Source organism: Nitrospirota bacterium, assembly GCA_020846775.1.
In the GTDB taxonomy this organism is placed as follows: Bacteria; Nitrospirota; 9FT-COMBO-42-15; order HDB-SIOI813; family HDB-SIOI813; genus RBG-16-43-11.
Genome location: JADLDG010000005.1, coordinates 1 through 26,094, shown reverse-complemented (window position 1 = coordinate 26,094; position 26,094 = coordinate 1). Strand labels below are relative to the sequence as shown.

Sequence of the window (26,094 nt, the reverse complement as noted above, 5' to 3'; positions counted from 1 at the left end):
TGCAGTTGACTATTGGAGAACAAGTGATAATCAGCAAAATAGGAAAGATGCTTGTCAATGAAAGTCTTATTACAGAAGAACAACTCGAAAAGGCCCTTGCATTTCAACAAAAAGAAGGCGGGCGTCTTGGCAGCATTTTAGTTAAGCTCGATTATATTCCGGAACAAACACTCCTGCATTTCCTGAGTAAACAATATGGTGTGCAGTCCGTTGACCTCACAAAGATTGAAATAGACGCTTCAGTCACTAAACTGATCCCTCCAGAGGTGGTTCAAAAGTATAATGTTATACCAATTCGCCGTGTAGGGGCTGTCCTGACTGTGGCCATGATGGATCCTTCTAATGTTTTTGCAATTGATGACATTAAGTTTATGACAGGTTATGACATCGAGGTTGTTGTTTCTTCTGAGAGTGTCATCAAGGCCACAATGGCTAAAATGTATGATACGAGCTCAATGAACCTCCAGCAGGTACTGAAGAGCATGGACGGCGGCGATGACAGTTTGGACATAGTAGAGGCTGATGCAGAGGAAAAGGTTGATTTAAGAGAGCTGAAGGAGGCCGTTGATGAGGCTCCGGTTGTCAAACTGGTAAATTTGATTTTATCAGACGCAATAAAAAAGGGCGCAAGTGATATCCATATTGAGGCGTATGAAAAGAAGTTCCGTGTCCGTTACCGTATTGACGGAGTTCTTTATGAAGTAATGAATCCTCCAATGAAGCTAAGGGCGGCCCTGACATCGAGGCTGAAGATCATGGCGGAGCTTGATATTGCAGAAAGGCGTCTCCCGCAGGATGGGAGGATAAAGCTGAAGATGAAAGACAAGGAGATTGACCTGCGTGTAAGTACACTTCCCTGTCTTTTTGGTGAGAAGGTAGTAATGAGGATTCTCGACAAGGGCGCTCTGAGTCTTGATCTTAAAAAAATGGGCTGGGAGCAGCAGGCGCTTGATGACCTTATGAAGGCCATTCATTCCCCATTTGGTATGGTGCTTGTTACCGGTCCCACTGGAAGCGGAAAGAGTACAACACTTTATGCTGCCCTTCAGCAGATAAATGAAGTCGGCATCAATATCATGACAGCAGAAGACCCCGTAGAATATAACCTTTTTGGGGTAAATCAGGTTCAGATGAAAGAGGAAATAGGGTTGAATTTTGCAGCGGCCCTCAGGTCTTTCTTAAGACAGGACCCGGATGTAGTACTCGTTGGAGAGATAAGAGATTATGAGACAGCTGAAATAGCTGTCAAGGCCGCACTTACAGGACATCTTGTTTTGAGCACACTTCACACTAACGACGCACCGAGTACAATTACCAGGCTCCTGAATATGGGGATAGAACCGTTTCTTGTTGCCTCTTCTTTATTATTGATAATAGCCCAGAGGCTGGTGAGGCGTATATGTAAAGAGTGCAGGGAGGAAGAAAAGATGACCCCGGCTATCCTATTGGATTTAGGAATAAACCAGCAGGAAGTTGAGTCAATTATCACATACAAGGGGAAAGGTTGTCCTGCATGTAATAACACAGGGTATAAAGGACGTGTTGCATTATATGAGGTTTTGACAGTTAATGATGAGATTAAGGAGTTGATTCTGCAGGGTGCATCAGCAGCAGAAGTTAAGAAGAAGGCAGTAGATTCAGGTATGAAGACACTCAGGATGAGCGGGCTGACAAAGCTTAAAGAGGGCGTGACAACGGTAGAAGAAATACTGAGAACTACATTCGGATAGTAATTATGACGATAGCGTAACAGCAGATACTCATTGCAAGGAGGTGGAATATGAGTGCAAATTTGTATGAGCTGCTTCAGCTTACCATTCAGCGGGGGGGGTCGGATCTGCATATAACAACCGGTTCGCCGCCGCAAATGAGGGTTAATGGGAGGTTGACTCCTGTAGGCAATAATGAGCTAACTGCATCTGATACTAAGCAGATGTGCTATAGCATACTGACGGAATCCCAGAAACACCGTTTTGAGGAAGAAAACGAGCTTGATCTTTCATTTGGTATTAAGGGTCTTAGCAGATTCAGGGCAAATATATTTGTCCAGAGGGGTGCAGTGGCTGCAGCTATCCGGTCTATTCCATTTCATATAAGATCATTTGAAGAGCTGGGTCTTCCTCAAGTTATTAAAGATCTCGTAAGGAAACCACGTGGTCTTATTCTTGTTACGGGCCCTACCGGCAGTGGGAAATCTACCACTCTGGCTACTATGATTGATATGATTAATGCCGAGCGTGAAGAACATATAGTCACAATAGAAGATCCGATTGAGTTTATACATGCCCACAAGAAGTGTGTAGTAAATCAGAGAGAAGTTCATGCTGATACCAAGTCATTTAAGAATGCATTGAAATATATTTTGAGGCAGGACCCTGATATTGTACTGATCGGTGAGATGAGAGACCTTGAGACCATAGAGGCTGCGCTGACAATATCAGAGACAGGACATCTTACTTTTGCCACACTGCACACCAATTCCTGTGCTCAGACTATGAACAGAATAATTGATGTGTTCCCCCCCCATCAGCAGCCGCAGATAAGGGCTCAGCTTTCCTTTGTCCTTGAGGGTGTTATTTCACAGCAATTACTGCCGAAAAAGGGTGGTATGGGGCGTGCTCTTTGTCTGGAGGTTATGGTCCCTAATCCGGCTATCAGAAACCTTATAAGAGAAGACAAGGTTCATCAGATCTACTCAATCATGCAAACAGGTCAAAACAAGTATGGAATGCAAACAATGAACCAATCCCTTAATGACCTTTTTTTACGCGGAGTTATCACTAAAGACGATGCGTTAGGTCGTTCGAATCTGCCGGAAGAGTTGCTGGCAATGATCAATAGGGGAGGTGTTGGTGCAGGAGGTGTAAGATAATGGAAACGTATGTGTGGAGCGGCAGGAGCAGAGAGGGACAAAGGCAGAAGGGAGAATTAACTGCCCAAAATAAGGATGAAGTAATTTCTATAATGCGCAAACAGAATATAATGGTTACTTCTGTTGCAAAACGTGCCAGGAAATTCAGTATTAATTTACCTTTTCAATCTAAGGCCTCTGACAGGGATATAGCATTGTTTACCCGTCAGTTTGCCACAATGATAGATGCAGGTTTACCACTTGTACAGTGCCTGGACATCTTGTCCAAACAGGCTGATAATAAAGCCTTTGCCTCAATTATTAACGAGATAAGGCAGGATGTGGAGGCCGGCTCTACATATGCAGATTCTCTTAAGAAGCATCCGGAAGTTTTTGGTGACTTGTACGCGAATATGGTCGCCGCAGGGGAGGTTGGCGGTATACTGGATACGATATTAAACAGGCTTTCCAAATACATAGAAAAGAATATAAAGCTTAAACGCCAGGTAAAGGCCGCCCTGTTTTATCCCTCCACAATTGTAGCCGTTGCCTTTATCGTAATCATAGTATTGCTTGTCTATGTTATACCTATCTTTGCCAAAATGTTTACAGATTTTGGAGGGACCCTACCGGTGCCGACTCAATTGGTAATTGGTGCAAGTAATTTCATGCGTGCTAATATTCTTATTATCATAGGGATATTGGCCGCTGCAATCTTCGGTGTACGTAAATATTACAAGACCCAAAAAGGTAGAATGGTAATAGACTCTATGGTTTTGAAATTACCTGTATTTGGCATGCTTGCAAGGAAGATCTCGGTTGCAACGTTTACCAGAACGCTTGGCACACTGATAAGCAGTGGAGTGCCTATATTGGACGGCCTTGACATTGTTGCAAAGACATCTGGAAATAAGGTGGTTGAAAAGGCAATCTACGCTACAAGGCAGAGCATAAGTGAGGGGAAAACCCTTTCTGAGCCCCTTGAAGCAAGCAAAGTGTTTCCACCTATGGTTGTACAGATGATAGCTGTAGGTGAGACAACAGGGGCATTGGATGCTATGTTGTCAAAGATCGCAGATTTTTATGATGAAGAAGTTGATTCAACGGTAGGAATCCTGACATCTCTTCTTGAACCCATTTTGATGATTTTTCTTGGTGTGGTTATAGGATTCATAGTTGTAGCCATGTATCTGCCAATATTCAAGTTAGCGGGGACTATAGGATAATGGAAGGTAGTAATAAGCCGGGTTAGATTTGGAAGAACTGGGGAAAAAGCTTATAAGCTTAATGGTTGTAAGGGTTGTTTTTGTGACCCTTTTTCTGGGCTCTTTCCTATTCCTTGGTATTAGATTCAAGGAAGGCCCGTTTTTAATCCCAGCCTTTTACTCCCTCATAGCAATTACATATTTCTTCACAATAATCTATGCAATCCTTTATAAATTAATCAGCCACAGAGTATCTGCCTACATACAGATCTTCAGTGACATAATCCTTGTGACAGCACTCGTTTCAGCAACAGAGGGAGTTGAAAGCCCCTTTGTATTCTTATATCTCATCTCAATCATACCGGCATCAATATTACTTTATCGCAGAGGCGCCCTTTTGGCGGCCGCTGCAGCGAGCATCTCGTACGGGGTGATTGTAAATGCTCAGTTTTATGAATTGTTTCCATTCCTGACAGGCACGGCGCTTCCTGGAAAAACATTATTCTATGTGTTGTCACTCCACATTGCCGCATTCTTCGCAGTTGCATATCTTGGCAGCAGTGCAGTCGAAACACTCAGGAGGATGAAGGAGGAGCTCAGGGCTAAAGACAGCAACATCGAGGAACTCCAGGCATTTAATGTAAATGTTGCCCAATGCATGAGTACGGGGCTGCTTACTACAGACGGACAGGGCAGGATTACGGCGTTCAACCGGGCTGCAGAGGAAATAACAGGCCTTAAGTGGGATGATGTGCGGGGGAAAGGGTTCCTCGAGATTTTACCGGTAAAGGAAATTGAAGATATTCTAAGCAGTGTGAAACAGATTCTCCCGATTTACCGTTTTGAAAGTGAAGTTAACAAAGGACATGATTCCCGGATAATACTGGGTATGAATGTCTCTCACCTCCTGGATGAAAGTGGCAAAAGCCACGGTTTGATAGTTATTTTTCAGGACCTGACTAAGGTCAAAGAGATGGAAAAGGAAGTTAAAGACAGGGAGAAGATGGCCATGATAGGTGAGGTTGCAGCAGGTATGGCACATGAAATAAGGAACCCGCTTGCATCCCTCAGCGGTTCAATGCAGATATTGAAGGAAGAGTTATCCCTGGAGGGTGAAAATGCTTACCTCATGGAGATTGCCCTCAGGGAAATGGACAGGCTTAATATGACAATTACAGAATTTCTTACATATGCCAAGCCAAACCAGCCTCAAAAGAAACTTATGGATATTAATGACCTGCTGCTTGATACAATAAAATTATTGAAGAACAGCGATATCTACAGGAGTGCGAAAAATTACACACGTGAAGAATTTAAAGAAAAGAATCTCATGTTGTCTGTTGACCCGCATCAAATGTCACAGGTATTCTGGAACCTTGCTATAAATGCAGTCCAGGCAATGCCTGATGGTGGAGTGTTAACTATCAGCTCAGGGATGAGCGGTGATAAGGGAGATGTTAAAAACTCAAGATCGGGAAAGTGGGCTGAGATAGTGTTTAAGGATACAGGTCAGGGCATTGATGACGGTATCCTGGATAAGGTATTCGTACCATTTTTTACAACAAAGGAAAATGGTTCGGGGCTTGGTTTGTCTATTGTACACAGGATAATTGAAGAGCATGACGGGTGGATACATGTTGACAGCAAACAAGGCATTGGGACGCAGTTTACAATATACCTGCCAGTGGGGTAATATAGAGGCAATTAGACATTATTGGCATCAATTGCATGCTGCTTGAAATAGCTCGGAGGTATTGATTGGGTAAGATTCTTGTTGTTGATGATGAACGGGGTATGAGGGAGTTTCTTACAATAATGCTGCAGAAAGAAGGTCATGATGTGGCCTCTGCATCGAATGGCAAGGAGGCTGTTAGTTTAATAGGTCAGCAGACATTTGATATTGTTATTACTGATCTGAAGATGCCGCAGCTTGACGGGATTGGTGTATTGAGAACCGTTAAAGAGAGCGCCCCTGAGACAGTTGTTATAATGATTACGGCTTATGCTTCAGCAGAGACAGCTGTTGATGCCATGAAGCAGGGTGCGTATGATTATATAACAAAGCCGTTCAAGATTGAAGAGATTAAACTGATTGTAAGAAACGCAATTGAGAAAAGAAGATTAAGCGAAGAGAATCTAATCCTGAGAAGGAAGATTCAGGAGTGGACAACATCCGGCGTCATAGGAGGTATTGTCGGTAAAAGTCCTTCTATCGTAAATTTAATTCAACTGATTATCAAGATAGCTGACAGTCCCAGTAATGTGCTGATAACTGGCGAATCAGGGACAGGCAAGGAATTGGTTGCGAGGGCTATACATAATTATGGTCACAGAAAGGACCGCCCGTTCGTAGCCATAAACTGCAGTGCAATCCCTGAGGGACTTTTTGAAAGCGAGATGTTTGGACATGTTAAGGGTTCATTTACAGGTGCAATTGCAAATAAGGAGGGAATCTTTGAAACAGCTGATGGTGGAACGGTCTTTCTTGACGAGATTGGAGATATCCCCCCTAATTTTCAGGTAAAACTGCTGCGTGTCCTTGAAGACAAGTCAGTTAAACGTGTCGGGGGAGCACAGGAGGCAAAGATTGACGTAAGGATTGTTGCTGCAACTAACAGAGACCTTAAAAAGGCTGTCGCAGAGGGGAACTTCAGGGAAGATCTTTTCTACAGACTTGATGTGATTCCAGTTGAGATGCCTCCATTAAGGGAGAGGAAGGATGACATTCCACTGCTTACAGAGTATTTTATTTCAAAATACAGCCGTCTGGTTGGCCGGGATATTAAGGGGTTGACGCCGGAAGCAATGCAGAAAATGATTAACTTTCCATGGAAAGGCAATGTACGAGAGCTTGAAAACGTAATAGAACGGGCTGCGACACTGGGGGTAGGAACGATTATAGAAGAACAAACTATAGATGAATGCCTTCAACGGGGAATACCTTACAAAGTACCTGTTTCAACTGATATCCCTGCAGGTGGTCTTGATATGGAGGAATTCCTTATGGAGATAGAGAGGAATTTTCTCATTAAGGCGCTGAATATGGCAAAAGGTGTGAAAAAAGATGCTGCAGAACTGCTCCATCTTGATTTGAGATCATTTCGCTACAGGCTTGTCAAATATAATTTATCCAGGGATGAAGAGTGACTTCATCACCGGCATCAGTAAAGATTAAAACTCCAGCGAAGATAAATCTCCTGCTGCATATAAAGGGGAAAAGGTCGGACGGGTATCACGATATAGTTACAGTCATGCAGGCAGTAGACCTGTTTGATGAGCTTTTTATTGATGAGGCAGATCAACTTGAAATAATATGCAATTCTCCGGAGGTCCCATCAGATGAAAATAACCTGATTTATAAGGCGGCTGTGAAGCTCAGGGAGTTTACAAGGACAAATAAGGGCGCCAGGATAAATCTAAAAAAAAATATTCCTGTTGCAGCAGGGCTTGGAGGAGGCAGTAGTGACGCGGCTGCCGCAATATCAGGGTTGAACCTTTTGTGGGGTCTGGGGTTGTCGAAAGAAACGCTTCATAGCCTGGGCTGTGAAATTGGAAGCGACGTCCCGTTTTTTCTGGGAGGACCCACTGCAGCTGGATTTGGAAGGGGTGATGAACTTATTCATCTTTTGAATGAGACGGATTTCTGGTACTTGCTTGTCAACCCCGGGATTCTGATTTCTACTGCATGGGTATATAGTCATGTTGATACCACTTCTGAGAATGTCAGATGCGATATTTCTCCCCGGGAGATTGATAATTGGATTGGTCCCCTTGTGAATCCAAATTTAGAGTTGACAAAAGAGGAAGTCCATATTAAAATTTTTGTGCCTGATGGCTTTAGGCTTGATGGTAATAAAATCTGGTTGTTTCCTTATAACGACCTTGAGGGGGTGGTGATACGCAGATATCCTGTTATTAAGAAAATAAAAGACGAGATGGTTGCCAGTGGGGCAATTAATGCATTGATGTCTGGGAGTGGATCGTCAGTTTTCGGGATTTTCAGGGATAGAGAAAGCGTAGAGAGGGCCAGGCGTAATATGCAGCATTACGAATGGAGAACATGGATTGTTCAAGCCCTGCGAAGTTCCCCGTATCAGATTGTTTCATAATAATAGAGGAGGCGACCAACATGGAAGTTACAGAGGTTAAAGTTTTCCCGGTTAATGAAGAAAGATTAAAGGCATATGTAACGGTTACATTTGATGATGCTTTTATTGTCAGGGATGTGAAGGTTATAAATGGGAATACAGGTTTATTTGTAGCTATGCCAAGCCGTAAGAGGAAAGATGGTACTTTCCGGGATATCGCCCATCCGCTGAATAATGAAGCAAGGGAGATGATCGAAGGGGTAATATTAAAGGAATATGAGAAAGAATTAGGCAGGAATGTAATTCAGTAAACGTAATGGGGCGTCGACAAGCGGTAAGTCACGAGATTTTGGATCTCGCATCCGGAGGTTCGAATCCTCCCGCCCCAGCTTCAGATAAATACCAGGTTCTAACTCCTAAACACTGAAGCGGCACATTGTGTTTTTCGAGGACAATCAGCAGTTTGGGTATAAGTATTTTTGATTCATCATGTTTAGGGTTTAGAATTTAGTTTTTATTCAAGGGTATAATGATTGATCATGAAATGAAGATTTTTACCGGAAATTCTAACAGGGACCTTGCTCAGGAGATATGTAAATATTTACAGATAACTTTAGGTAAGGCCTCAGTTGGCACTTTCAGTGATGGTGAAATAAATGTGCAGTTAAATGAGAATGTACGGGGCAAAGACATCTTTGTCATTCAGACATTCTCAAATCCGGTTAACAGGCATCTGATGGAGTTGCTGATTATGATGGATGCCCTTAAAAGGGCCTCAGCATACAGGATAACTGCAGTTCTGCCCTATTATGGATATGCGAGGCAGGATAGAAAAGCTGAGCCAAGGGTTCCGATTACGGCGAAACTGATTGCTGATCTTATTACTGTTTCAGGCGCTGACAGGGTTCTTACTTTAGACCTGCATGTTGGTCAGATACAGGGTTTTTTCAACATACCAGTTGATAATATCTTTGCAACTCCGGTAATTCTGGAGTATTTGAAGAAATTAGACTTAAAGGACCTGGTGGTCGTATCACCGGATGCCGGCGGTGTGGAGAGGGCGAGGGCGATTGCAAAAAAACTGGACACATCTCTTGCTATTATAGATAAGAGGAGGGAGAAGGCTAATGTCTCGGAAGTAATGAACATAATAGGTGATGTAGAAGGCAGAGATGCACTATTGCTGGATGATATGATAGATACGGCAGGCACAATTACTCAGGGAGCAGGTGCATTGAAAAAGGCCGGGGCAAGGAAAGTCTTTGCTGCATGTACCCATCCTGTATTGTCAGGTTCAGCGATAGATCGTCTGAATGGATCAGTGATTGATGAAGTTATAGTAACGAATACTATTCCTCTCAACGGGAAAGACCTGTCCTGTAAAAAGATCACAACCTTATCAGTTGCACCTCTTCTGGGTGAGGCTATAAGAAATACCCACAATGAGACATCTGTAAGCTCTCTCTTTCTATAAACAGAAAAGAAATCTAAATACAACAACAATTAAGGAGGAGTTAGTATCATGGAAAGAATATCATTAAATGCAAATGTCAGGAGCGAAAGCGGAAAAGGCGCTGCAAGAAGCCTTAGAAGGAGCGGACGTATCCCTGCAGTTCTGTGTGGTAAAGGTGTGTCAACCAGTCTCAGTCTTGATCCTTCAAAGGTGAGGAAGCTGATAATGCTGGGACATGCTGAAAGTACACTCATTGATCTTAAACTTGAAGGCGCTGCTGATAAGTCTGACAAGATTGCCATATTAAGGGATTATCAAAAAGACCCTTTGACCGGAGAGCTTTTGCATGTAGATTTTTTTGAGGTTTCAATGGACGAAAAGATCAGGGTTACAGTGCCGATTGAACTGACAGGAAAGACCCCTTTAGGCGTTGTAGAGGGAGGTCTTCTCCAGCTCGTGAGCAGGGAGGTAGAGATAGAGTGCCTTCCATCATTGATTCCTGACAATATCCTTGCAGATGCCTCAGCTCTGATGGTTGGAGACAGCCTACATGTCAGTGATTTAAGTATACCTGATGGGATCAGGTTCGTTACTGAACCAGAGCATGTAATTCTAAATATAGCTGCACCTGTATCTCAGGAGAAGATGCAGGAACTACTGTCAGCACCTGCCCCTGGAGAGGCGGCAAAGGAGCCTGAGGTTATAAAGAAGCCTGTTAAGGAAGGTGAGAAGGCAGCTGAGAAGGAGGGCAAGGCCTGAAGTTGATTGTTGGACTTGGCAATCCTGGAGATAAATATAAGGATACAAGACATAATGCCGGTTTTCTTGTGATAGAAAAACTTGCTGCGTACCATTCAATTAAGATCAGAGAAGAAAGCAGTCTCTACATGTCGGGGAAAGGTAAGATAGCAGGTGAAGATGTAATGCTTGCGATGCCTGTAACATATATGAACAGAAGCGGTGATGGCGTTAGAGAGTTGATGAGATATTACAAACTGTTGCCATCAGACCTTATCCTTATATATGATGACATGGACCTTGATTCCGGTGATATCAGGATAAAGACACAAGGCGGAAGCGGCGGCCATAATGGGTGTTCATCTGTAATAGCTGCCATTGGTACGGAAGATTTTATAAGGATTCGGGTAGGGATAGGAAGGCCGGCAGGTAGAGTTGATGTGGTGGGATATGTCTTGTCAAGATTTTCCCGTCAAGAGGTTCCGCTTATTGAAACTGCAGTGGACAACGCAGTAGATGCAGTAAGGATGACCGTCGGGAATAATATTGTTGCGGCAATGAACAAATATAACTAATTTTTTTTCAAGAAAGGGGATGAGATGGAAAGACTGGTAGATTTTGCCTGGTTATTCGGAGCAGGAGGTTTGATTATTGCTGGATTCATATTCCTCTATATAAGCAGGCAGCCTGACGGCAATGATAAGATGCGCAGCATTGCAAACAAGATCCACGAAGGTGCTATGGCATATCTCAGGAGGCAATATACAATACTGGCCGTCTTCATTATTATTATATTCTTTGCACTTATGTATGGTCTTGGAATCCAGACTGCAATAGCATATGTTGGAGGAGCCATTTCATCCATGCTCGCAGGTTTTTTTGGGATGAACGCTGCGACCCGTGCTAATGTCAGGACGGCAAATGCAGCCAATTTATACAAGCCTAATTCTGCCAGGGCACTCTTTATTGCCTTTGCAGGCGGTTCAGTCATGGGGTTGTGTGTAGCGAGTATAGGTGTGCTTGGCATAGGGATATTATACTATTTATACGGACATGACCTCTCGACTATATCTGCAGTCAGCGGTTATGCGATGGGGGCAAGTTCTATAGCCCTTTTTGCCCGTGTAGGCGGCGGTATCTATACAAAGACCGCCGATGTCGGTGCAGACCTCGTCGGCAAGGTTGAGGCGGGTATTCCCGAGGATGACCCGCGAAACCCTGCCGTTATTGCAGATAATGTCGGCGACAACGTGGGTGATGTAGCAGGCATGGGAGCCGACCTGTTTGAGTCTTATGTCGGAGCAGTTATTGCCACAATAGCGCTTGCTACAACCTCTTCATCCATACTTAGCACCGGAATGTTAACTACTTACATGGCATTTCCAATTGCAGTAATAATAGTCGGCCTTATTTCATCTCTACTTGGAATAGGTTCAATGCTGATACTGGAGAAGTTAAGTCCTGCTGCAGCGCTCAGGTATGCTACATTCATTGCAGCCGGGATTTTCCTGGTTCTGGCATATTTTATGACTCAGTCTATCGGTGTTGATATGGGAGTCTTCTGGGCTATTGCTGTCGGGTGTATAGTAGGTATTTCTATTGGTCTTATAACTGAATGGTATACAGCCGGGTCACCGGTCGCAAAGACCGCAAATGCCTCGAACACAGGCGCTGCAACCAATATTATTACCGGACTTGCAATAGGCATGGAGAGTGTTGCCCTTCCAATGATTGCAATTATAATAGGTATCTATTTATCAAATTATTTTGCTGGTCTGTACGGCATAAGTATAGCAGCAGTAGGCATGCTTGCAACTATCGGGATTACCATGTCAGTAGATGCCTATGGCCCGATAGCAGACAACGCAGGAGGTATATCAGAGATGGCTGGTCTGGGTAAAGACACGAGGGCGATAACAGACAGTCTGGATGCACTGGGTAATACAACGGCGGCTATCGGTAAAGGATTTGCGATAGGGTCTGCCGCGCTTACAGCCCTCGCCCTTTTTGCAGCCTATTCACAGGCAGCAAAAATACAGGTTATATCGTTAACTGAGCCTTTTGTGGTTATGGGAGTGCTTCTTGGCGGAATTATGCCGTTTTTTATAGCTGCACTAACAATGTCTTCAGTTGGAAGGGCCGCAGGCAAGATGGTCGAGGAAGTAAGACGCCAGTTCCGTGAGATCAAAGGTCTAATGGAGGGTAAGGCAGAGCCGGATGTAGTAAGGTGTGTTGAAATCAGTACAACTGCAGCCCTGAAGGAGATGATTATCCCTGGCGTGCTGGCAGTGGTTGCCCCTATTATTGTCGGTTTTGTGCTGGGCGCACAGTCGCTTGGAGGATTCCTTGCAGGCGCTACGGTAGTCGGTGTTCCAATGGCGCTTTTTCTGGCAAATGCCGGCGGCGTATGGGATAATGCAAAGAAATATATAGAACAGGGAAACCTTGGCGGCAAGGGTTCTAATGCCCATAAGGCCGCAGTTGTAGGCGACACCGTAGGTGACCCGTGCAAAGATACATCAGGCCCTGCAATGAATATATTGATAAAGCTGATGTCAATTGTGTCGCTGGTTATTGCACCGCTGTTGATAGGGTAGGCAGTTAGGTTTACTAAGGACAAAGCAAATCCCCCCTTAATCCCCCTTTTCAAAGGGGGGTGAGGGGGGATTTAAACTGGGGACGCGGAATGTCCCCTTTATATTTTTGAAGGAGTAATATGGGTTTTAATTGCGGCATAGTCGGACTGCCAAATGTCGGCAAGTCCACAATATTCAATGCACTGACGTCAGCTGGTGCGCAGGTGGCGAATTACCCCTTTTGTACTATTGACCAGAATGTGGGTGTAGTCTCTGTCCCTGATATACGGTTGAAGAGACTCACTGAGATGTTCAAGCCAGAGGCAGTTACTCCAACTACAATGGAGTTTGTTGACATAGCGGGTCTTGTTAAAGGAGCCTCTGCTGGAGAGGGGCTTGGCAATAAATTCCTCGGGCACATAAGGGGGGTTGATGCTATTGTGCATGTTGTGAGATGTTTTGAAGACCCTGATGTTGTGCATGTTCATGGTAATGTTGACCCTATCCGTGACATCGAAATAATTGAGACAGAACTTGCCCTTGCTGATATAGATTCAATAAGCAAGAGGATTCAGAGGGCTGAAAAGCAGGTAAGGTCAGGTGACAAGAACGTCAAAGCTGAAGTGGAATTCCTGATAATGCTCAACGACCAGCTTTCAAAAGGGAAACCTCTAAGACATTTAAACTATTCTGATAGTGAAAATAAAATCCTCGATGAGCTGCATCTCCTGACATCAAAACCTGTCCTCTATGCAGCTAACCTGAGTGAAGAGGAGATGCTTAAAGGGAATCAATACGTTCGCTTGATAGAAGATATTGCGGCCAAAGAGGGGGCTACTGTAGTTACGATTTGTGGTAAGATAGAGGACGAGTTGTCAACTATGCCAATTGAGGAGCATGAGGAGTTTCTGAAAGAGATGGGGCTTTCAGAGCCAGGATTGTATAAATTAATCCGTGCTGGATACGATTTGCTAAATCTTCTGACCTTTTTTACAGCAGGTGAGAAAGAGGTCAGGGCGTGGACAGTGCTAAAGGGGACGAAGGCCCCTCAGGCAGCAGGCAGGATACACACAGATATAGAACGAGGTTTCATAAGGGCCGAGGTCATGTCATATTCTGACCTTGATTCACTGGGTTCGTCAATTGCGGTTAAAGAAAAAGGTTTGCTCCGTCTTGAAGGGAAGGATTATGTTATGAGGGAAGGAGACGTGGTATACTTTCGTTTTAACGTGTAGCTTTTGGTTAAATTGTTAAATAGGGACAGCGACTATTTATTGATGTTCAAATAAATAGTCGCTGTCCCTATTTAACGCGGAGTCGGAGGGGTAAGCAAATATGAATAAAACATTATCATTAATAATTATATTGGCGATTTTTATGGCTGACTCCGCCTTTGCCGGTCTTTCATTTGTTAAGAAGACCAGAATTGTGACAAAGGATGAAGATAATGTGGTGCTTGAGCAGAAGTTCTTCTCGGACGGGGATGTACTTAGGGTCGAAGAGGAATCATCCGGGATAGAAGGTAATCCGGGCATAAAGATTTATGATTTTAAGAAAAAGAAATTATTCACTATTATGTTGAATGTGAAGTTATATCTGGAACAGGACCTTGCCGCTGAAAAGGATGCCATAATGTTTGAACAGCCTCCTGATAAAAAATATTTTTTGAGGAAAGAGCTCAAGGTTGAAAAGACCAGGAAAGGCAAGGATACAATAGAAGGTTATGATACGACTATATATGAAATAAAGGTAATCAAGAAGGCAGAAAAGGGCAGGGATAAAGAAGACCGTATAATTGAGAAATATCTCTTGTGGGAGGCTGATGCCCTGGATGGGATGCCTGTCAGATACGAGTTCGATTTCTCTGATGAAAGTAAAAAAATAATTGAATATGAAAATATTAAGAAAGATGTAATAGATCCGTCGCTATTCGTTATTCCGGAAGGTTATATGGCGATAAGCCCTTTTTAAGAAGTGATGAGTATAAGAAGCAATGAGCAATGAGTGTAGAGCAATGAGTAAAAAGCAATTCGTGAAAAGCAGTAAGCTGGGAAAATGTGGGAAAAGGATATTCGAGTAAATAAAGGGGTGATATGTCAACAGTAGTAATTACAGGCGCCCAGTGGGGTGATGAAGGAAAAGGGAAGATCGTAGATATCCTGACGGAAGACGCTGACTATATCGTCCGTTATCAGGGTGGACATAATGCAGGTCATACGGTTGTGATCGGAGAGAGTAAATTTGTCCTCCATCTTATACCTTCAGGGATACTCCGGCCAGGTAAAATATGTGTAATCGGGAATGGTGTTGTTATAGACCCACAGGCGCTGCTTGCAGAGATTGATGGATTGTTCAAAAAAGGAATTGCTGTAAGAGAGAATCTCTTAATCAGTGGACGGGCACACATAATCATGCCTTATCACCGTGCTATTGAGAAAGAGAGTGAGAAGCAGAAGGGTTCGCTCAAGATAGGCACTACAGGCCGCGGAATAGGTCCGACCTATGCGGATAAAATGGCAAGGGTAGGGATCAGGGTTGCCGATCTCCTTGACAAAGAGGTCTTCAGGGAAAAGCTAAAAACTAACATTCAGGAGATGAATTACTTTCTCGACAGGCTTTATGGTGCAATAGGTTTTGATCTTGAAGATATATATGATGAATATACAGGATATGCAGAGAGACTGCGTGATTATATTACCGACACTGCTGTACTCCTTAACAGGGTATTAAGGGAGGGAAAGAACATACTTTTTGAAGGGGCTCAGGGGACTCATCTTGACGTAGACCACGGCACCTATCCATATGTTACCTCATCAAATGCAACATCAGGGGGGGCATGCACTGGCACCGGCGTGGGACCTACTAAGATAGACAAGGTTGTCGGGGTGGTCAAGGCTTATACTACCAGGGTCGGGAGTGGCCCATTTCCAACTGAGCTTAATGACGCTACAGGGGATTTCCTCAGGGACAAGGGAAGGGAATATGGAGCAACAACAGGCAGACCGAGGAGATGCGGATGGTTTGATGCAGTGGCGACAAGGTATGCCGCGGATGTCAACGGATTTACCGGTATGGTGCTTACCAAGATGGATGTTCTTGATGAGCTTGATGAGATCAGGATATGCACCGGTTACAGATATAAGGGGAAGCTGTATACAGACATGCCATCCCAGTTGAATGTATTGGAGGAATGTGAGCCTCTATACGAAACGATTAAGGGTTGGAAGGCATCAACGGCGGGACTATCTGATTATGAGGCACTGCCTCTGAATGCAAAAAAATACATTGACCGCATAAAGGAATTAATAGGAGTTGACATAGTAATCATCTCTACAGGTATCAGGAGAGATGAGACCATAATCCTAAGAAAAATCTTCTAAGTTATATTTTTTCTTTACTTACATTCAGAAGCGATTCTAACTTGTTTGAGAGAACGGTCAATGACTCTCTCGTCTGATTATAATATATAGGCAGCCTTGAGAAGACACAGTTTTTCCCCTGGCCGGCAATATACATAGTGCAATTTTCTTTACAGATAACCTCTTCCGCTGGTGTACTCATGAAAGGACATAATGTGTTCATTGATAACCCCCTTATATTCTAAGTATAAGGGATATCGGATATATGGGTCAAGGAGTTCAATAGGAAAGTTATGAAGCACTTTATCGTACACTATCAGGAAATCATCCTTAAAGGTAAAAACAGGTATATCTTCGTCAACAAGCTGATAGAGAATATCAAGTACGCAACGACAAGCCTTGGTGTAAAACAGATCAGGCACAAAGACGGCAGGCTTATACTGGACATTTCAGCAGGGGCCCGGGAAGGAATGATATCTGACAGGCTGTCAAAGACCTTTGGAATTGCTAATTTTGTCCTGACCCATAAGATTTCAAATGATGTCAATGTGTTCCGGGAGGAGATCCTCCGGTACATAAAGGGCAGAGAGTTTAAAAGCTTCAGGGTTTCTGCAAGAAGGGGTTATAAGGGGTATCCTCTTACTTCAATGGATGTAGACCGGATAGTCGGCGCCCACATAAAAGAGTCCACAGGCGCAAAGGTTAATCTAACGAAACCTGAACTTACTATATTTATCCAGATCCTGTCAGGAGAGACATACTTTTATCTTGACAGGGTCCAGGGCCCCGGCGGTCTTCCTGTTGGCACCGGAGGGACTGTAGTCTGTCTGCTTTCCGGCGGCATAGATTCACCTGTGGCTGCGTACAGGATGATGAAACGGGGATGCTCTGTTATCTATGTCCATTTCCACAGCTATCCATTTCTCAGCAAGACCTCGCAGGAGAAGGTTCAGGACCTCACAGAGATTTTGAATCAATATCAACCGCCTGTTAAGACATATATGCTTCCATTTGGGGAGATACAGAAGGAGATAGTCTTGAGTGTGCCTGCGAAGTACAGGGTTGTGATATACAGGAGGATGATGCTGAGGATTGCTGAACGTGTTGCAGGTGAGACAGGCGCCCTTGCCCTTATAACAGGTGACAGCCTCGGACAGGTGGCCTCCCAGACACTTGAGAACATAACTACAACTGAGGATGCAGTAACGCTTGCTGTGTTAAGACCGCTTATCGGGATGGACAAGGGAGAGATAATAGATCAGGCTAAATGTATAGGCACTTATGAAATATCAATAATCCCTGATCAGGACTGCTGTCAGTTGTTTATCCCCAAAAATCCTGCAGTAAAGACGAAAATCAGGGAGATAGAAAGGTCGGAACAAAGGCTTGATGTTGAAAAGCTGATCAAGATGGCCCTGTTTCATACCAATTAATACCTATGAGGTAGATCGGGCTTCTTCAATTTACGAAACACTGACGGTCACAGGCTTCATTCAGTTATCTCGCAGGTAAATGAGCAAAATCCGGTCCGAGTAGCAGCCCTGTAGAGTGGCACTGTGAACAAGTTTCCACTCCATTAACTACCTTGCCGTCAGCATGGCCGGATGCTATGGCATTATTGTGACACGATACGCATACGGATTTATGCGGCAGTGTCCTTGAGTTGTCATCTGACACTTTATTATTCAGATCCGTACCGGTATTGGAAGTCGTACCAAGTATATTTGCCGTCAAAGGAACTCCATACGTCACTGGCTCTGCATCAATATGGCAGGCAAGGCAGTCCCTGCGATCCCTCGGAAACCGGACCTCGGAGAAGTCGTTGACGCTGTTTCCAAAACCGTAAATCACGTATGGTTTTGACAGGTCGAGGTTTTCACCTGTGTGGATGCTGTGGATCATAACCTTGAAGTCAATAGGCCGCTCTGTGAGGCCGTCTACCGGGGTAGCAGGTCTTCTGCTCCTGTCAGTAGCGTTAGGGTTATGGCAAATTACACATTCCATCACATTGTTGACACGGTTTGCACCGTGCAATGATAACCTGCTGTGACAGACCAGGCATTTGTTTGTGTCTACTGCCTGACGCCTCTGTTTTGATGGATCAGTGATCTTTAATCCAGTTGCGAGGTCAAAATAATATTGCACTGCTTTTCCACCCACATTGTAATTTTGTGTCCCCTTATGTGGTGTAGACACTGAGTATGGTCTTCTGCCCTCTATACCGATGACGCCGACGCCTGTTGCCGTCGCCGGGATTGGTGAGGCAAAGGTTATAGTATAACTGCCGTCTCCGTTTGCTGTGGCCCCTGTGAGCGCCTGTGTTAACGGCTGACCATATTCTACCATCCCGTTATTGATATAGTCCGTCTGAGAAAAATACCCGACCTTTAAACTGAAGCTTGACGGTGATGCAGGCGAAATTATATTTCCTTCATCGTCTGTTACCTTAAAGGTCACAGTCGGGGCGCTGCCTGCAGTTGCGTCAATAACTGAAATAATCGCAAAGTTTATTCCGGAATATACGGTTGATCTTTCCAGTATAGTGTGTGCGCTTGGGACAGGCACCCTGGGCTCCTCTGCATCTTTCGGTGTAATATCATAATCATTGCCGCCCGTATCAGGGTGACATCCTGCACAAAGACTATCACCGGTCTGTACACCTCCTGTGTGCGGCACTGCTGTAGCAGTAATGTTGTCTTTTCCGTTCTTAACCACTTTTGTAACGCTGTCGTCATATGTCGTTAAATCGTGGCAGGTGCTGCACTTTTCTCTTGTCGGGGATTCCTTCCATTTATCTGCATCTTTGCCATAACTATTGCCTGAAAGATCCGTCCCTGACACATGGCACTTGATGCACTCTATCGGCGTAGCAGTTATAGTAGTGTCTCCTGACATAAAAGGAAAGGCCACTGTCTTGTAACTGTGAACGGCGCCACCGAAGCCTATAATAGTGTAGTCGCCGCCTGCAGCATTGCTTGGAAGTTTTTCACCCATATGTATCTTGTGTATAAGTGATTTCATGTCAATTGCCTGATCAGTTTCAAGGTCAGTCGGTCCCGGATTATGACAGAGTATACACAGGGCAATCTCCCGCCTTCCTCCCCCATGAAGTCCAAGCTTACCGTGACAACCGTTGCAGGCAGAGATAGAAACTATCTCCCTGCTTACTGTTACTGCCTTGCCGTCGGGCCTGAAGTTCAGGTATGGATTCACTGCCTGCTGAAATGGGGTGCCGGCTGCAGAAACTACTGTACGCTGTATCTGTGCCCCGACCGTGTGGGTTAAAGATGAATCGAACGCCAGGCCCCCTAATGTCTTTGTTGTGTCTTTAATGTCGGTCCCGAAAGTATATGTATAGGTGCCGTCTTGGTCTGTCGCGGCAAAGGTTCCTCCAGAGTCCAGCCCTGGCTGACCAGCGGTAGAAGACTTAATGTAGTTCCTGTAATTACCGTCAGCGCCTATCCGGGCAAGAGTAAACCTCACGCTCATGCCTGGTGTAGAGGGGTCAATCGGCTCCCCCTTCTCATCAAACAGCGTAAAGGTGACTACTGGTTTGGGACCATTAGTATCAAAGCCTTGAATAGTTGACTGGAGATTTCCACCGGGACTGACCGCAGCCTTTGGCGCCTGAGCGCCTTCTTTTTTGTTGCTCCCGCAGCCTGTGACAATACCAGCCAATATAATCGCTATAAGGACAATTGCATGTGCCTTGTTCCGCTTAACCATTACCCGGTCCTCCTTAACAAAAAATATCCCTAAAAGTTATCATGGCATTTATTACAGCTTCGCCCCCCGCTCTTAAATCTGTATTTGTCCTTGACATCGCTCCAGTTACGCGGGTGGGGGTTGACTATCAATCCCTGCCTGGCGCTGTGGCATGTTAAACATATATCTCCGTCGCTGTGGCAGGCCTGACATGACTGCAAATTCCTTCGTGCCTCTGCGGCATGGTCAGCCGACCAGGCCTGTTTCGGCAAAAGTCCTCCGGGATGGCAGGTCCGGCACTGGCCTGTAGTAAAGTTTGAATGAGAAGGGCCTGTCCCTGCAGAGAGGTCAGAGAAAGACCTCCGGTGAGAAAGGGTTCTCAAATCCTCGCCCCGGAACTTTTCGTGGCACTCAGTGCAGAACTTTGTGTCATGGCAGCGAATGCAGGTCTGCGGGTTATCCAGAGCCTTAAGCGGATGGATTTCCCTGAAGCTGGTCCTGTGGGTATTTGGTACATAGTTCCCACGGTAATTTGCGACATTCAATTTGGCATCTATTCCGCCGCCAGTGTGACAATCAAGGCAGAACTGCTGTTTGTGGCAGTCAACGCAGTTCCCTTCTTCCCGACGGGCGGTCGATACATGTTCCCGCATCTGATCTCCACCATGGGTGGGAGCGACACCTGAGCCCATGTGGCATTCGGCGCACTTCTTCAGATCCATATCTGCAAACTCTTTGTGGGAGAGCTTAACCATAAAGCTCTTTTTCTCTGTTACCTGTTTGTCCCCGGAGGGTGCTGATGTTCCCTCCGCTACTGGTGCCGAAACATTGGCGTCTGTTTTAGTCTCCTCCGGCATCCCGGGAATGTCCTGTGCCATTGGCAATCTGCTGAAGCCGGCTGAGACTGTAATAGCAAAGGTGATAATGAATATCAGAAGAGTAACAGGTTTGTTCATAAATGCCTCCGTAATACCTTAGAAGTCCACATCGAAGGTCAGCCTCCCCTGAATGTCTTTTTTGTAGTTGACGTCCACGCTGTCCTGAAGACGGAATGAACCTGACATTTTCCTTGCAAAGGAATATCTGCCTGAAGCCCAGTATCTCCTGGCCGATTCCTCTCCGGTCATGTTGTCTCTGTTGTATACGTCATGGTCAATTCCTATTGCAGCATTCCACTTCGCCGTATTGTTGAATTCTGCATATACCCTGTATCCATCGAGGTCTCCTGGATAACCCCATCGTCTATCGTGAAACAGGCCTATTGCAGTTTGAACAGAAGGCCGGACCTTTAATCCTGCTTCATACAGCGTGGCATCAGTGCCTTCACCGAAGCTCTCATAACCGTAACGAAGGTTGATATCAACCCACTCTGCTGCTGTATAATCAGCCCTTACAATATTCTCTTTGAAATGGTCAACAGCGAATACAGAATATATAGATGTAGAGTCAAATGTGGGATAACTCTGGTAGTGCTCAGCGGTTAAGATTAGATCGCTTGTGGGGAAATACTTGATGCCTCCCAGTATCTCGTTTAAGACTTCTGCAGTCAAATCATATCGCACATTAGCATAAAGTTTAAACAACTCTGATATATATTGTTTATAACTGCTGCCGATTATGTCGCGAGCTATATCGCCGTGATCGTAGGTTCGTAAGTAGCTGACATCAAAATAGTTCATGGATTTACCGGTAATATACACAGAAAAACCGGCAGAATAAGAATGGTTCGTGAGTAATTTATCTTCGCCGAAGATGACATTGCGGCCCCCTATGACCACCAACCCGACAGGTCCGATATCACGTATGTCTGCCTGTATACCTTCCATCAGTGCACTGCCAGCGGAGAAGTTCACGAACTGACGGCCAACCCGCAGGTCAGATACATTAAGAAAATTTCTGTAATCGGCATACAGATAGTACAGTCTTGTTTCAACTTCATCCCTTGTATTGCTGCCTTTGATATTCCAGAGCAGTCTGCCATAACCGGTAAGAGAAATGTTGTTTTCTTTATCTAAGTGAGTGACAGAGAAACGAAGATACTCGGAAACATCATTCTGCCGGCTTGCGTCAACAATATCGTTATACCACAGGAGCTGTGTAGAGATTCGGCCGCTAACCTCGGCTGAATCTGCCGTTAACGGCAAGACAAAAAACAATAAGGCAGAGAAGGCGGAAAGAATTACCAGCCTCATTTACAACCTCCTTTGAGTTTTTCATCGGAGGTTACAGTTGAAAGTTAAACCGGGCGTATTAAATAATTCGATTGATTTAATGATGAAAAAATAGTTCTTGCATATAAATAAATTTGTGATAATATTCCCAAATATTGATTTGGGATAAGACAACGTGGTTTTAGGACTCAATAAAATAGTAAATAGCATTACCCTGTCTGTCATAGTGCTGCTCATCGCAACTAACTCGTGGGCTATTCAGGTTAATAACAAGGCGCCTGAATTTAACCTGCCTGATATCTATGGGAAAACCGTATCTCTTAACAGTCTAAAGGGAAAAGTAGTCTATATAAATTTCTGGGCAAGCTGGTGCGGACCATGTAAACAGGAGTTTCCACAGCTTGAAAAACTTGCCGCAACGTATTCCGGCTCTGGTCTTTTTATACTTGCGATAAATCAGGACAAGACCAGGTCAGGTATGGTGGAATTTCTCGATAAGAATCCCATATCAAGTTCTAACATGAAGGTACTGACAGATCCGCAATTTTCTGTCATATCATCTTACGGTCCAAGGGCAATGCCGACTTCCTTTATCATTGATAAAGAAGGGGTTGTAAGGTATATACACTTTGGGTTTAGTGAGACTGACCCGTCAAAATGGATTAAGGAAATTGACAGCCTCATCAAATAAAAAACGCATCCCCCTGACTGGAAGGGTTATATTCATCTTAATTGTCCTGATACTGCCGGGGCTTTCAGGATGTGCTGTTGTACAGCCCTGGGAAAGGGAATATCTTGCTGATCCGATCATGCAGTTTGATTACTGCAGGGAAGAAAAGGCTGTCCGGGAGCATTTTCTAAGTACCAGAGAGGCCAGTTCCGGAAGTTTTGGAGTGAGCGGAGGCGGTTGTGGCTGCAATTAAACATAATAGACAGCCACATGAGTACAAGCTGATCCTTTGTTTACTTTTAAACCTTTTCATCTTCTTAATTACCGTTTCGCCTGCTTTCTCTGAAGATTATGCAACGGCACAGACGTATATACACGCATTCAGCAATAACATAACTGTTTACACCGGTGTATTTGCCCTTAACAAGGACGTATCTCTCAATACAACGGCATATTTTAAGTACACTGTAGATATGATAAATCCAAATCTGTTTGAAGAAGGCGGTGGAGGAGGCGGTGGGGGTGTGGAGGCAGATAAGAAGTCGGCTCCAAAGGCCCTTGCCGCAGTCTCAGGCGCATCTACCATAGGAGGCAGTAGTGCGGCGACAGATACAAGAAATAACATTACATTAGGTTTAACCCATAACTTTGACAATATAATCAGTGTTGAGGCAGGTTATGACTATAGCGCTGAAAAAGATTATGTGTCGAACACACCTGGAATAACTCTGAAAAAGGATCTGTTCCTGAAAAACACGACATTGATACTTGGATATTCAAAGAACATGGATAGTGTTGATGGTAAGTACATGACATTAACGGAGAAAAAGAACACTAATAATTACTATGCAGGTTTTACACAGATAATAACATCTAAGACAATCGCACAGATCGGTTATTTAAGGAGTGAGGCAGCAGGGTTTTTGTCTGAGGGAAACAGGCTTGTGCCTGTAAATGGTGCAACTGCGTTGTCATGCACTGACATATCAACAACATGCAAGGTTGAGAAATTTCCTGACTCAAGAAATCGTGATGCATTAATACTTGGGATTAACCATTATTTGCAGCATGGCCTAATTTATTCTCCTTCAGCAGCATCTGTCAGGTTGACCTTACGATATTATAAGGATGACTGGAACGTAGACTCGTTTACAGAGCAGGCAGAGTATTATCAGTATCTTCCCTATCAAAACCTGTTGAGATTAGACGCAAGAATGTATCAGCAGTCAAAGGCATCCTTTGTCAGAAGTATTTACACAAGCAGTGATAAATACCTGTCCGTGTCACCACAATTGGAAAAGCAGGATACATATCTTTTTGGAGTAAAACTATCACACCAATTTGCGGATGATCCAGATATTGGAATATTTGCAAACAGTTATCTGGAAGGTGGATATGAGTTTTATACGCAATCTACCAATGTCAGTGCACATGATTTTATAGTCAGTCTAAAATTTATTTTCTAATATTGAAATACCCCCTCTTATATATTCTTACCTTTTTGCTGTTTCTGAGCCCATCTGTATGTTCAGCGAAGTTGATTAAACGGAATGTCGTTCTCATGGGCACGGATGTTGAGCTGATTGCATCAATCTCATCTGATTCAGATGACTTAAAGGTTGAAAAGGCATTTGACCTTGCTGTAAGGGAAATGGAACGTATCGAGATGGAGATGAGCGAGTGGAAGGATGGGTCATACGTTTCTAAAATTAATCGAAATGCCGGGAGGGCAGAGATTGAAGTCCCTGCGGAGCTGTTTAATGTAATAGCTGCCTCTCAGAAGATTGCTGAACTTTCCGGTGGCGCCTTTGATATTTCATGGGCAGCAATGCGCGGATTATGGAAGTTTTCGAAAGGGGAAGAGCGTGTCCCTTCATTGGAAGAAATCGCAGAGAAATTGCCGTATTTAAATTACAGGGAAATTAAGTTGAATGAAACAAAGAAATCAGTGTTCCTGACGAGGCAGGGTATGGCCATCGGTCTTGGGGGGATAGCGAAAGGTTATTCTGTAGATATGGCGATGGATGTCCTGGTTAAACAGGGTATAACTGATGCGATTATAAAATCAGGCGGGGATATGCGGATTCAGGGGACGAATGACGGGGCGGCATGGGATATTGGAATTCAGCATCCGAGGGATAAAGACAAGGTCATGGCCACGCTTCCCCTAAGCAACATATCAGTTTCAACATCAGGTGATTATGAGCGGTTTTTCATTAAAGATGGCGTCCTCTATCACCATATAATTGATCCAAAAACCGGCATGCCGGCAAGGGGCTGTACGAGCGTAACCATACTTGCGCCGGATACAATGACATCAGATGCATTATCCACAACTGTCTTTGTCCTAGGACCGGAAAAGGGGATGCAACTGATACAGGGCCTTCCTGGTGTTGAAGGAATAATTGTAGACAGCAACGGCAGGATTCATTACTCACAGGGGATCGAAAAAAAAGACTAATCGTTTTGAGTCATCTCATCCTGTAGAGGAGCATAAGATTGACAATATAGACTGTCGCTATTCCAAGGGAATCCCATGCCATGAAGTAAAACGGTTTCCTTTCAGCACGATAAGTCAGACCGATTATGGCGATTACAGCCATTGCTATAGCAGCTATTGCCGAGACGATATGGTGAGGATTGGCGACAGAGAGGATGGGGCTCCGGGTGAAAAGAATATCATCAATTGCAAGAATGAGTATATTAAAGATATTACTTCCAAATAAATTCCCCACCGCAAGGTCTATAACGCCCATCCTTATAGCGGCTATTGAAACCACAACTTCAGGCAGGGAAGTGGATACTGCAATAAAAATATTTCCAACAAATGTCTGTCCAAGACCGGTCATTTCTGCAATGCCTTCGCCTAAACCTGGCAGAAAGGCGGCTGCAACGATTACGAAAAATGCATTAATTCCGTAATGCATAACTGCATTGTTTATTGTTACATCTTCATATTTTGTTTCAGTTGCAATCTCTTCCAGATATTTAGACATCTGGCGCTTTTCATAATAGAAAATCAACCTCATTGCAATAATATATATAAACAAAGTACAAAGACTGTATGCCCCAATCCATAATATTGCAGGAACATAACTCTGTGCAAACAGGCTCAGCGCAATTATGCTCAACATGAGTATACCGAAACCTGCAGATAATACATGCCCCTGATTGGCCTTTGTTGATACCGGCATTGGCCTGTAAAAGACATCAAGGAAGGCAAGTATGAACATGTTGAACACACAACTTCCAAGTACATCACCAACAGCTATGTCAGG

Annotated in this window: 24 protein-coding genes and 1 tRNA gene; 20 read left to right on the top strand and 5 right to left on the bottom strand. The window is 44.2% G+C overall.

The window, feature by feature from the left end; genetic code table 11:
* The first annotated feature begins 23 nt into the window (after positions 1 to 23).
* The 15 genes from pilB (at position 24) to IT392_00445 (ending at position 16,291) form a co-directional block, all read left to right on the top strand.
* Entirely contained in the window at positions 24 to 1,730 is a 1,707-nt protein-coding gene (pilB, locus tag IT392_00515; protein MCC6542970.1) for a type IV-A pilus assembly ATPase PilB, read from the top strand.
* Between the two features lie 50 nt (positions 1,731 to 1,780).
* Positions 1,781 to 2,872 carry a type IV pilus twitching motility protein PilT gene (locus IT392_00510; GenBank protein MCC6542969.1) on the top strand — a complete coding sequence of 364 codons (1,092 nt, stop codon included), beginning with the start codon at positions 1,781 to 1,783 and terminating at the stop codon, positions 2,870 to 2,872.
* The gene (locus IT392_00505) at positions 2,872 to 4,077 is read left to right on the top strand and encodes a type II secretion system F family protein (GenBank protein ID MCC6542968.1); all 1,206 of its coding nucleotides are present in this window, start codon (positions 2,872 to 2,874) and stop codon (positions 4,075 to 4,077) included. The genes IT392_00510 and IT392_00505 overlap by 1 nt, the downstream gene beginning before the upstream one ends.
* Positions 4,078 to 4,105: 28 nt before the next feature.
* Positions 4,106 to 5,749: a PAS domain S-box protein gene (locus IT392_00500; GenBank protein ID MCC6542967.1), complete on the top strand. Its 1,644-nt coding sequence runs from the start codon at positions 4,106 to 4,108 to the stop codon at positions 5,747 to 5,749.
* 65 nt (positions 5,750 to 5,814) lie between these two features.
* Positions 5,815 to 7,203, top strand: a complete 1,389-nt coding sequence (locus IT392_00495) for a sigma-54-dependent Fis family transcriptional regulator (GenBank protein ID MCC6542966.1) — start codon at positions 5,815 to 5,817, stop codon at positions 7,201 to 7,203.
* On the top strand, positions 7,200 to 8,165 hold the full coding sequence (ispE, locus tag IT392_00490) for a 4-(cytidine 5'-diphospho)-2-C-methyl-D-erythritol kinase (protein ID MCC6542965.1): 966 nt from the start codon (positions 7,200 to 7,202) through the stop codon (positions 8,163 to 8,165). The genes IT392_00495 and ispE overlap by 4 nt, the downstream gene beginning before the upstream one ends.
* Before the next feature lie 20 nt (positions 8,166 to 8,185).
* Positions 8,186 to 8,455 (top strand): septation regulator SpoVG, encoded by a 270-nt coding sequence (gene spoVG / locus IT392_00485; protein MCC6542964.1) that lies wholly within the window; start codon positions 8,186 to 8,188, stop codon positions 8,453 to 8,455.
* Between the two features lie 6 nt (positions 8,456 to 8,461).
* Positions 8,462 to 8,533, top strand: a tRNA-Gln gene (locus tag IT392_00480).
* Positions 8,534 to 8,673: 140 nt separating this feature from the next.
* Positions 8,674 to 9,618: a ribose-phosphate pyrophosphokinase gene (locus IT392_00475; protein ID MCC6542963.1), complete on the top strand. Its 945-nt coding sequence runs from the start codon at positions 8,674 to 8,676 to the stop codon at positions 9,616 to 9,618.
* Positions 9,619 to 9,666: 48 nt separating this feature from the next.
* Positions 9,667 to 10,356 (top strand): 50S ribosomal protein L25, encoded by a 690-nt coding sequence (locus IT392_00470; GenBank protein MCC6542962.1) that lies wholly within the window; start codon positions 9,667 to 9,669, stop codon positions 10,354 to 10,356.
* Complete coding sequence (locus IT392_00465) at positions 10,353 to 10,910, top strand: aminoacyl-tRNA hydrolase (protein MCC6542961.1); 558 nt, start codon at positions 10,353 to 10,355, stop codon at positions 10,908 to 10,910. The genes IT392_00470 and IT392_00465 overlap by 4 nt, the downstream gene beginning before the upstream one ends.
* 24 nt (positions 10,911 to 10,934) lie before the next feature.
* A complete protein-coding gene (locus IT392_00460; protein ID MCC6542960.1) occupies positions 10,935 to 12,932 on the top strand; it encodes a sodium-translocating pyrophosphatase in 1,998 nt (665 codons plus the stop codon).
* A 119-nt stretch (positions 12,933 to 13,051) separates the two neighbouring features.
* The gene (ychF, locus tag IT392_00455; protein MCC6542959.1) at positions 13,052 to 14,146 is read left to right on the top strand and encodes a redox-regulated ATPase YchF; all 1,095 of its coding nucleotides are present in this window, start codon (positions 13,052 to 13,054) and stop codon (positions 14,144 to 14,146) included.
* Positions 14,147 to 14,246: 100 nt separating this feature from the next.
* Entirely contained in the window at positions 14,247 to 14,882 is a 636-nt protein-coding gene (locus IT392_00450) for a hypothetical protein (GenBank protein MCC6542958.1), read from the top strand.
* Positions 14,883 to 15,004: 122 nt separating this feature from the next.
* The gene (locus IT392_00445; protein MCC6542957.1) at positions 15,005 to 16,291 is read left to right on the top strand and encodes an adenylosuccinate synthase; all 1,287 of its coding nucleotides are present in this window, start codon (positions 15,005 to 15,007) and stop codon (positions 16,289 to 16,291) included.
* Position 16,292: 1 nt separating this feature from the next.
* Here IT392_00445 and IT392_00440 read toward each other — a convergent pair whose 3' ends face one another.
* Complete coding sequence (locus IT392_00440; GenBank protein ID MCC6542956.1) at positions 16,293 to 16,493, bottom strand: hypothetical protein; 201 nt, start codon at positions 16,491 to 16,493, stop codon at positions 16,293 to 16,295.
* A gap of 70 nt (positions 16,494 to 16,563) precedes the next feature.
* On the opposite strand from IT392_00440, the gene thiI reads away from it, so the two are divergent.
* A complete protein-coding gene (gene thiI / locus IT392_00435) occupies positions 16,564 to 17,703 on the top strand; it encodes a tRNA 4-thiouridine(8) synthase ThiI (protein ID MCC6542955.1) in 1,140 nt (379 codons plus the stop codon).
* Positions 17,704 to 17,767: 64 nt separating this feature from the next.
* Here thiI and IT392_00430 read toward each other — a convergent pair whose 3' ends face one another.
* The 3 genes from IT392_00430 to IT392_00420 are packed head-to-tail and all read right to left on the bottom strand — an operon-like array spanning position 17,768 to position 22,167.
* A complete protein-coding gene (locus IT392_00430; protein MCC6542954.1) occupies positions 17,768 to 19,996 on the bottom strand; it encodes an OmcA/MtrC family decaheme c-type cytochrome in 2,229 nt (742 codons plus the stop codon).
* A 29-nt stretch (positions 19,997 to 20,025) separates the two neighbouring features.
* Entirely contained in the window at positions 20,026 to 20,931 is a 906-nt protein-coding gene (locus tag IT392_00425; GenBank protein MCC6542953.1) for a cytochrome C, read from the bottom strand.
* Positions 20,932 to 20,949: 18 nt separating this feature from the next.
* On the bottom strand, positions 20,950 to 22,167 hold the full coding sequence (locus tag IT392_00420; GenBank protein MCC6542952.1) for a hypothetical protein: 1,218 nt from the start codon (positions 22,165 to 22,167) through the stop codon (positions 20,950 to 20,952).
* Positions 22,168 to 22,321: 154 nt separating this feature from the next.
* Here IT392_00420 and IT392_00415 point away from each other — a divergent pair, with 154 nt between their 5' ends.
* The 4 genes from IT392_00415 (at position 22,322) to IT392_00400 (ending at position 25,277) form a co-directional block, all read left to right on the top strand.
* Entirely contained in the window at positions 22,322 to 22,837 is a 516-nt protein-coding gene (locus IT392_00415) for a TlpA family protein disulfide reductase (GenBank protein ID MCC6542951.1), read from the top strand.
* A gap of 7 nt (positions 22,838 to 22,844) precedes the next feature.
* Positions 22,845 to 23,069 carry a DUF4266 domain-containing protein gene (locus IT392_00410; GenBank protein ID MCC6542950.1) on the top strand — a complete coding sequence of 75 codons (225 nt, stop codon included), beginning with the start codon at positions 22,845 to 22,847 and terminating at the stop codon, positions 23,067 to 23,069.
* Entirely contained in the window at positions 23,056 to 24,282 is a 1,227-nt protein-coding gene (locus IT392_00405; GenBank protein ID MCC6542949.1) for a DUF3570 domain-containing protein, read from the top strand. Before IT392_00410 ends, IT392_00405 begins: the two co-directional genes overlap by 14 nt.
* Before the next feature lie 95 nt (positions 24,283 to 24,377).
* On the top strand, positions 24,378 to 25,277 hold the full coding sequence (locus IT392_00400; protein ID MCC6542948.1) for an FAD:protein FMN transferase: 900 nt from the start codon (positions 24,378 to 24,380) through the stop codon (positions 25,275 to 25,277).
* 10 nt (positions 25,278 to 25,287) lie between these two features.
* Here IT392_00400 and IT392_00395 read toward each other — a convergent pair.
* Positions 25,288 to 26,094 (bottom strand): sodium:calcium antiporter (locus IT392_00395; protein ID MCC6542947.1); only part of this gene is annotated, 807 nt, incomplete at its 5' end.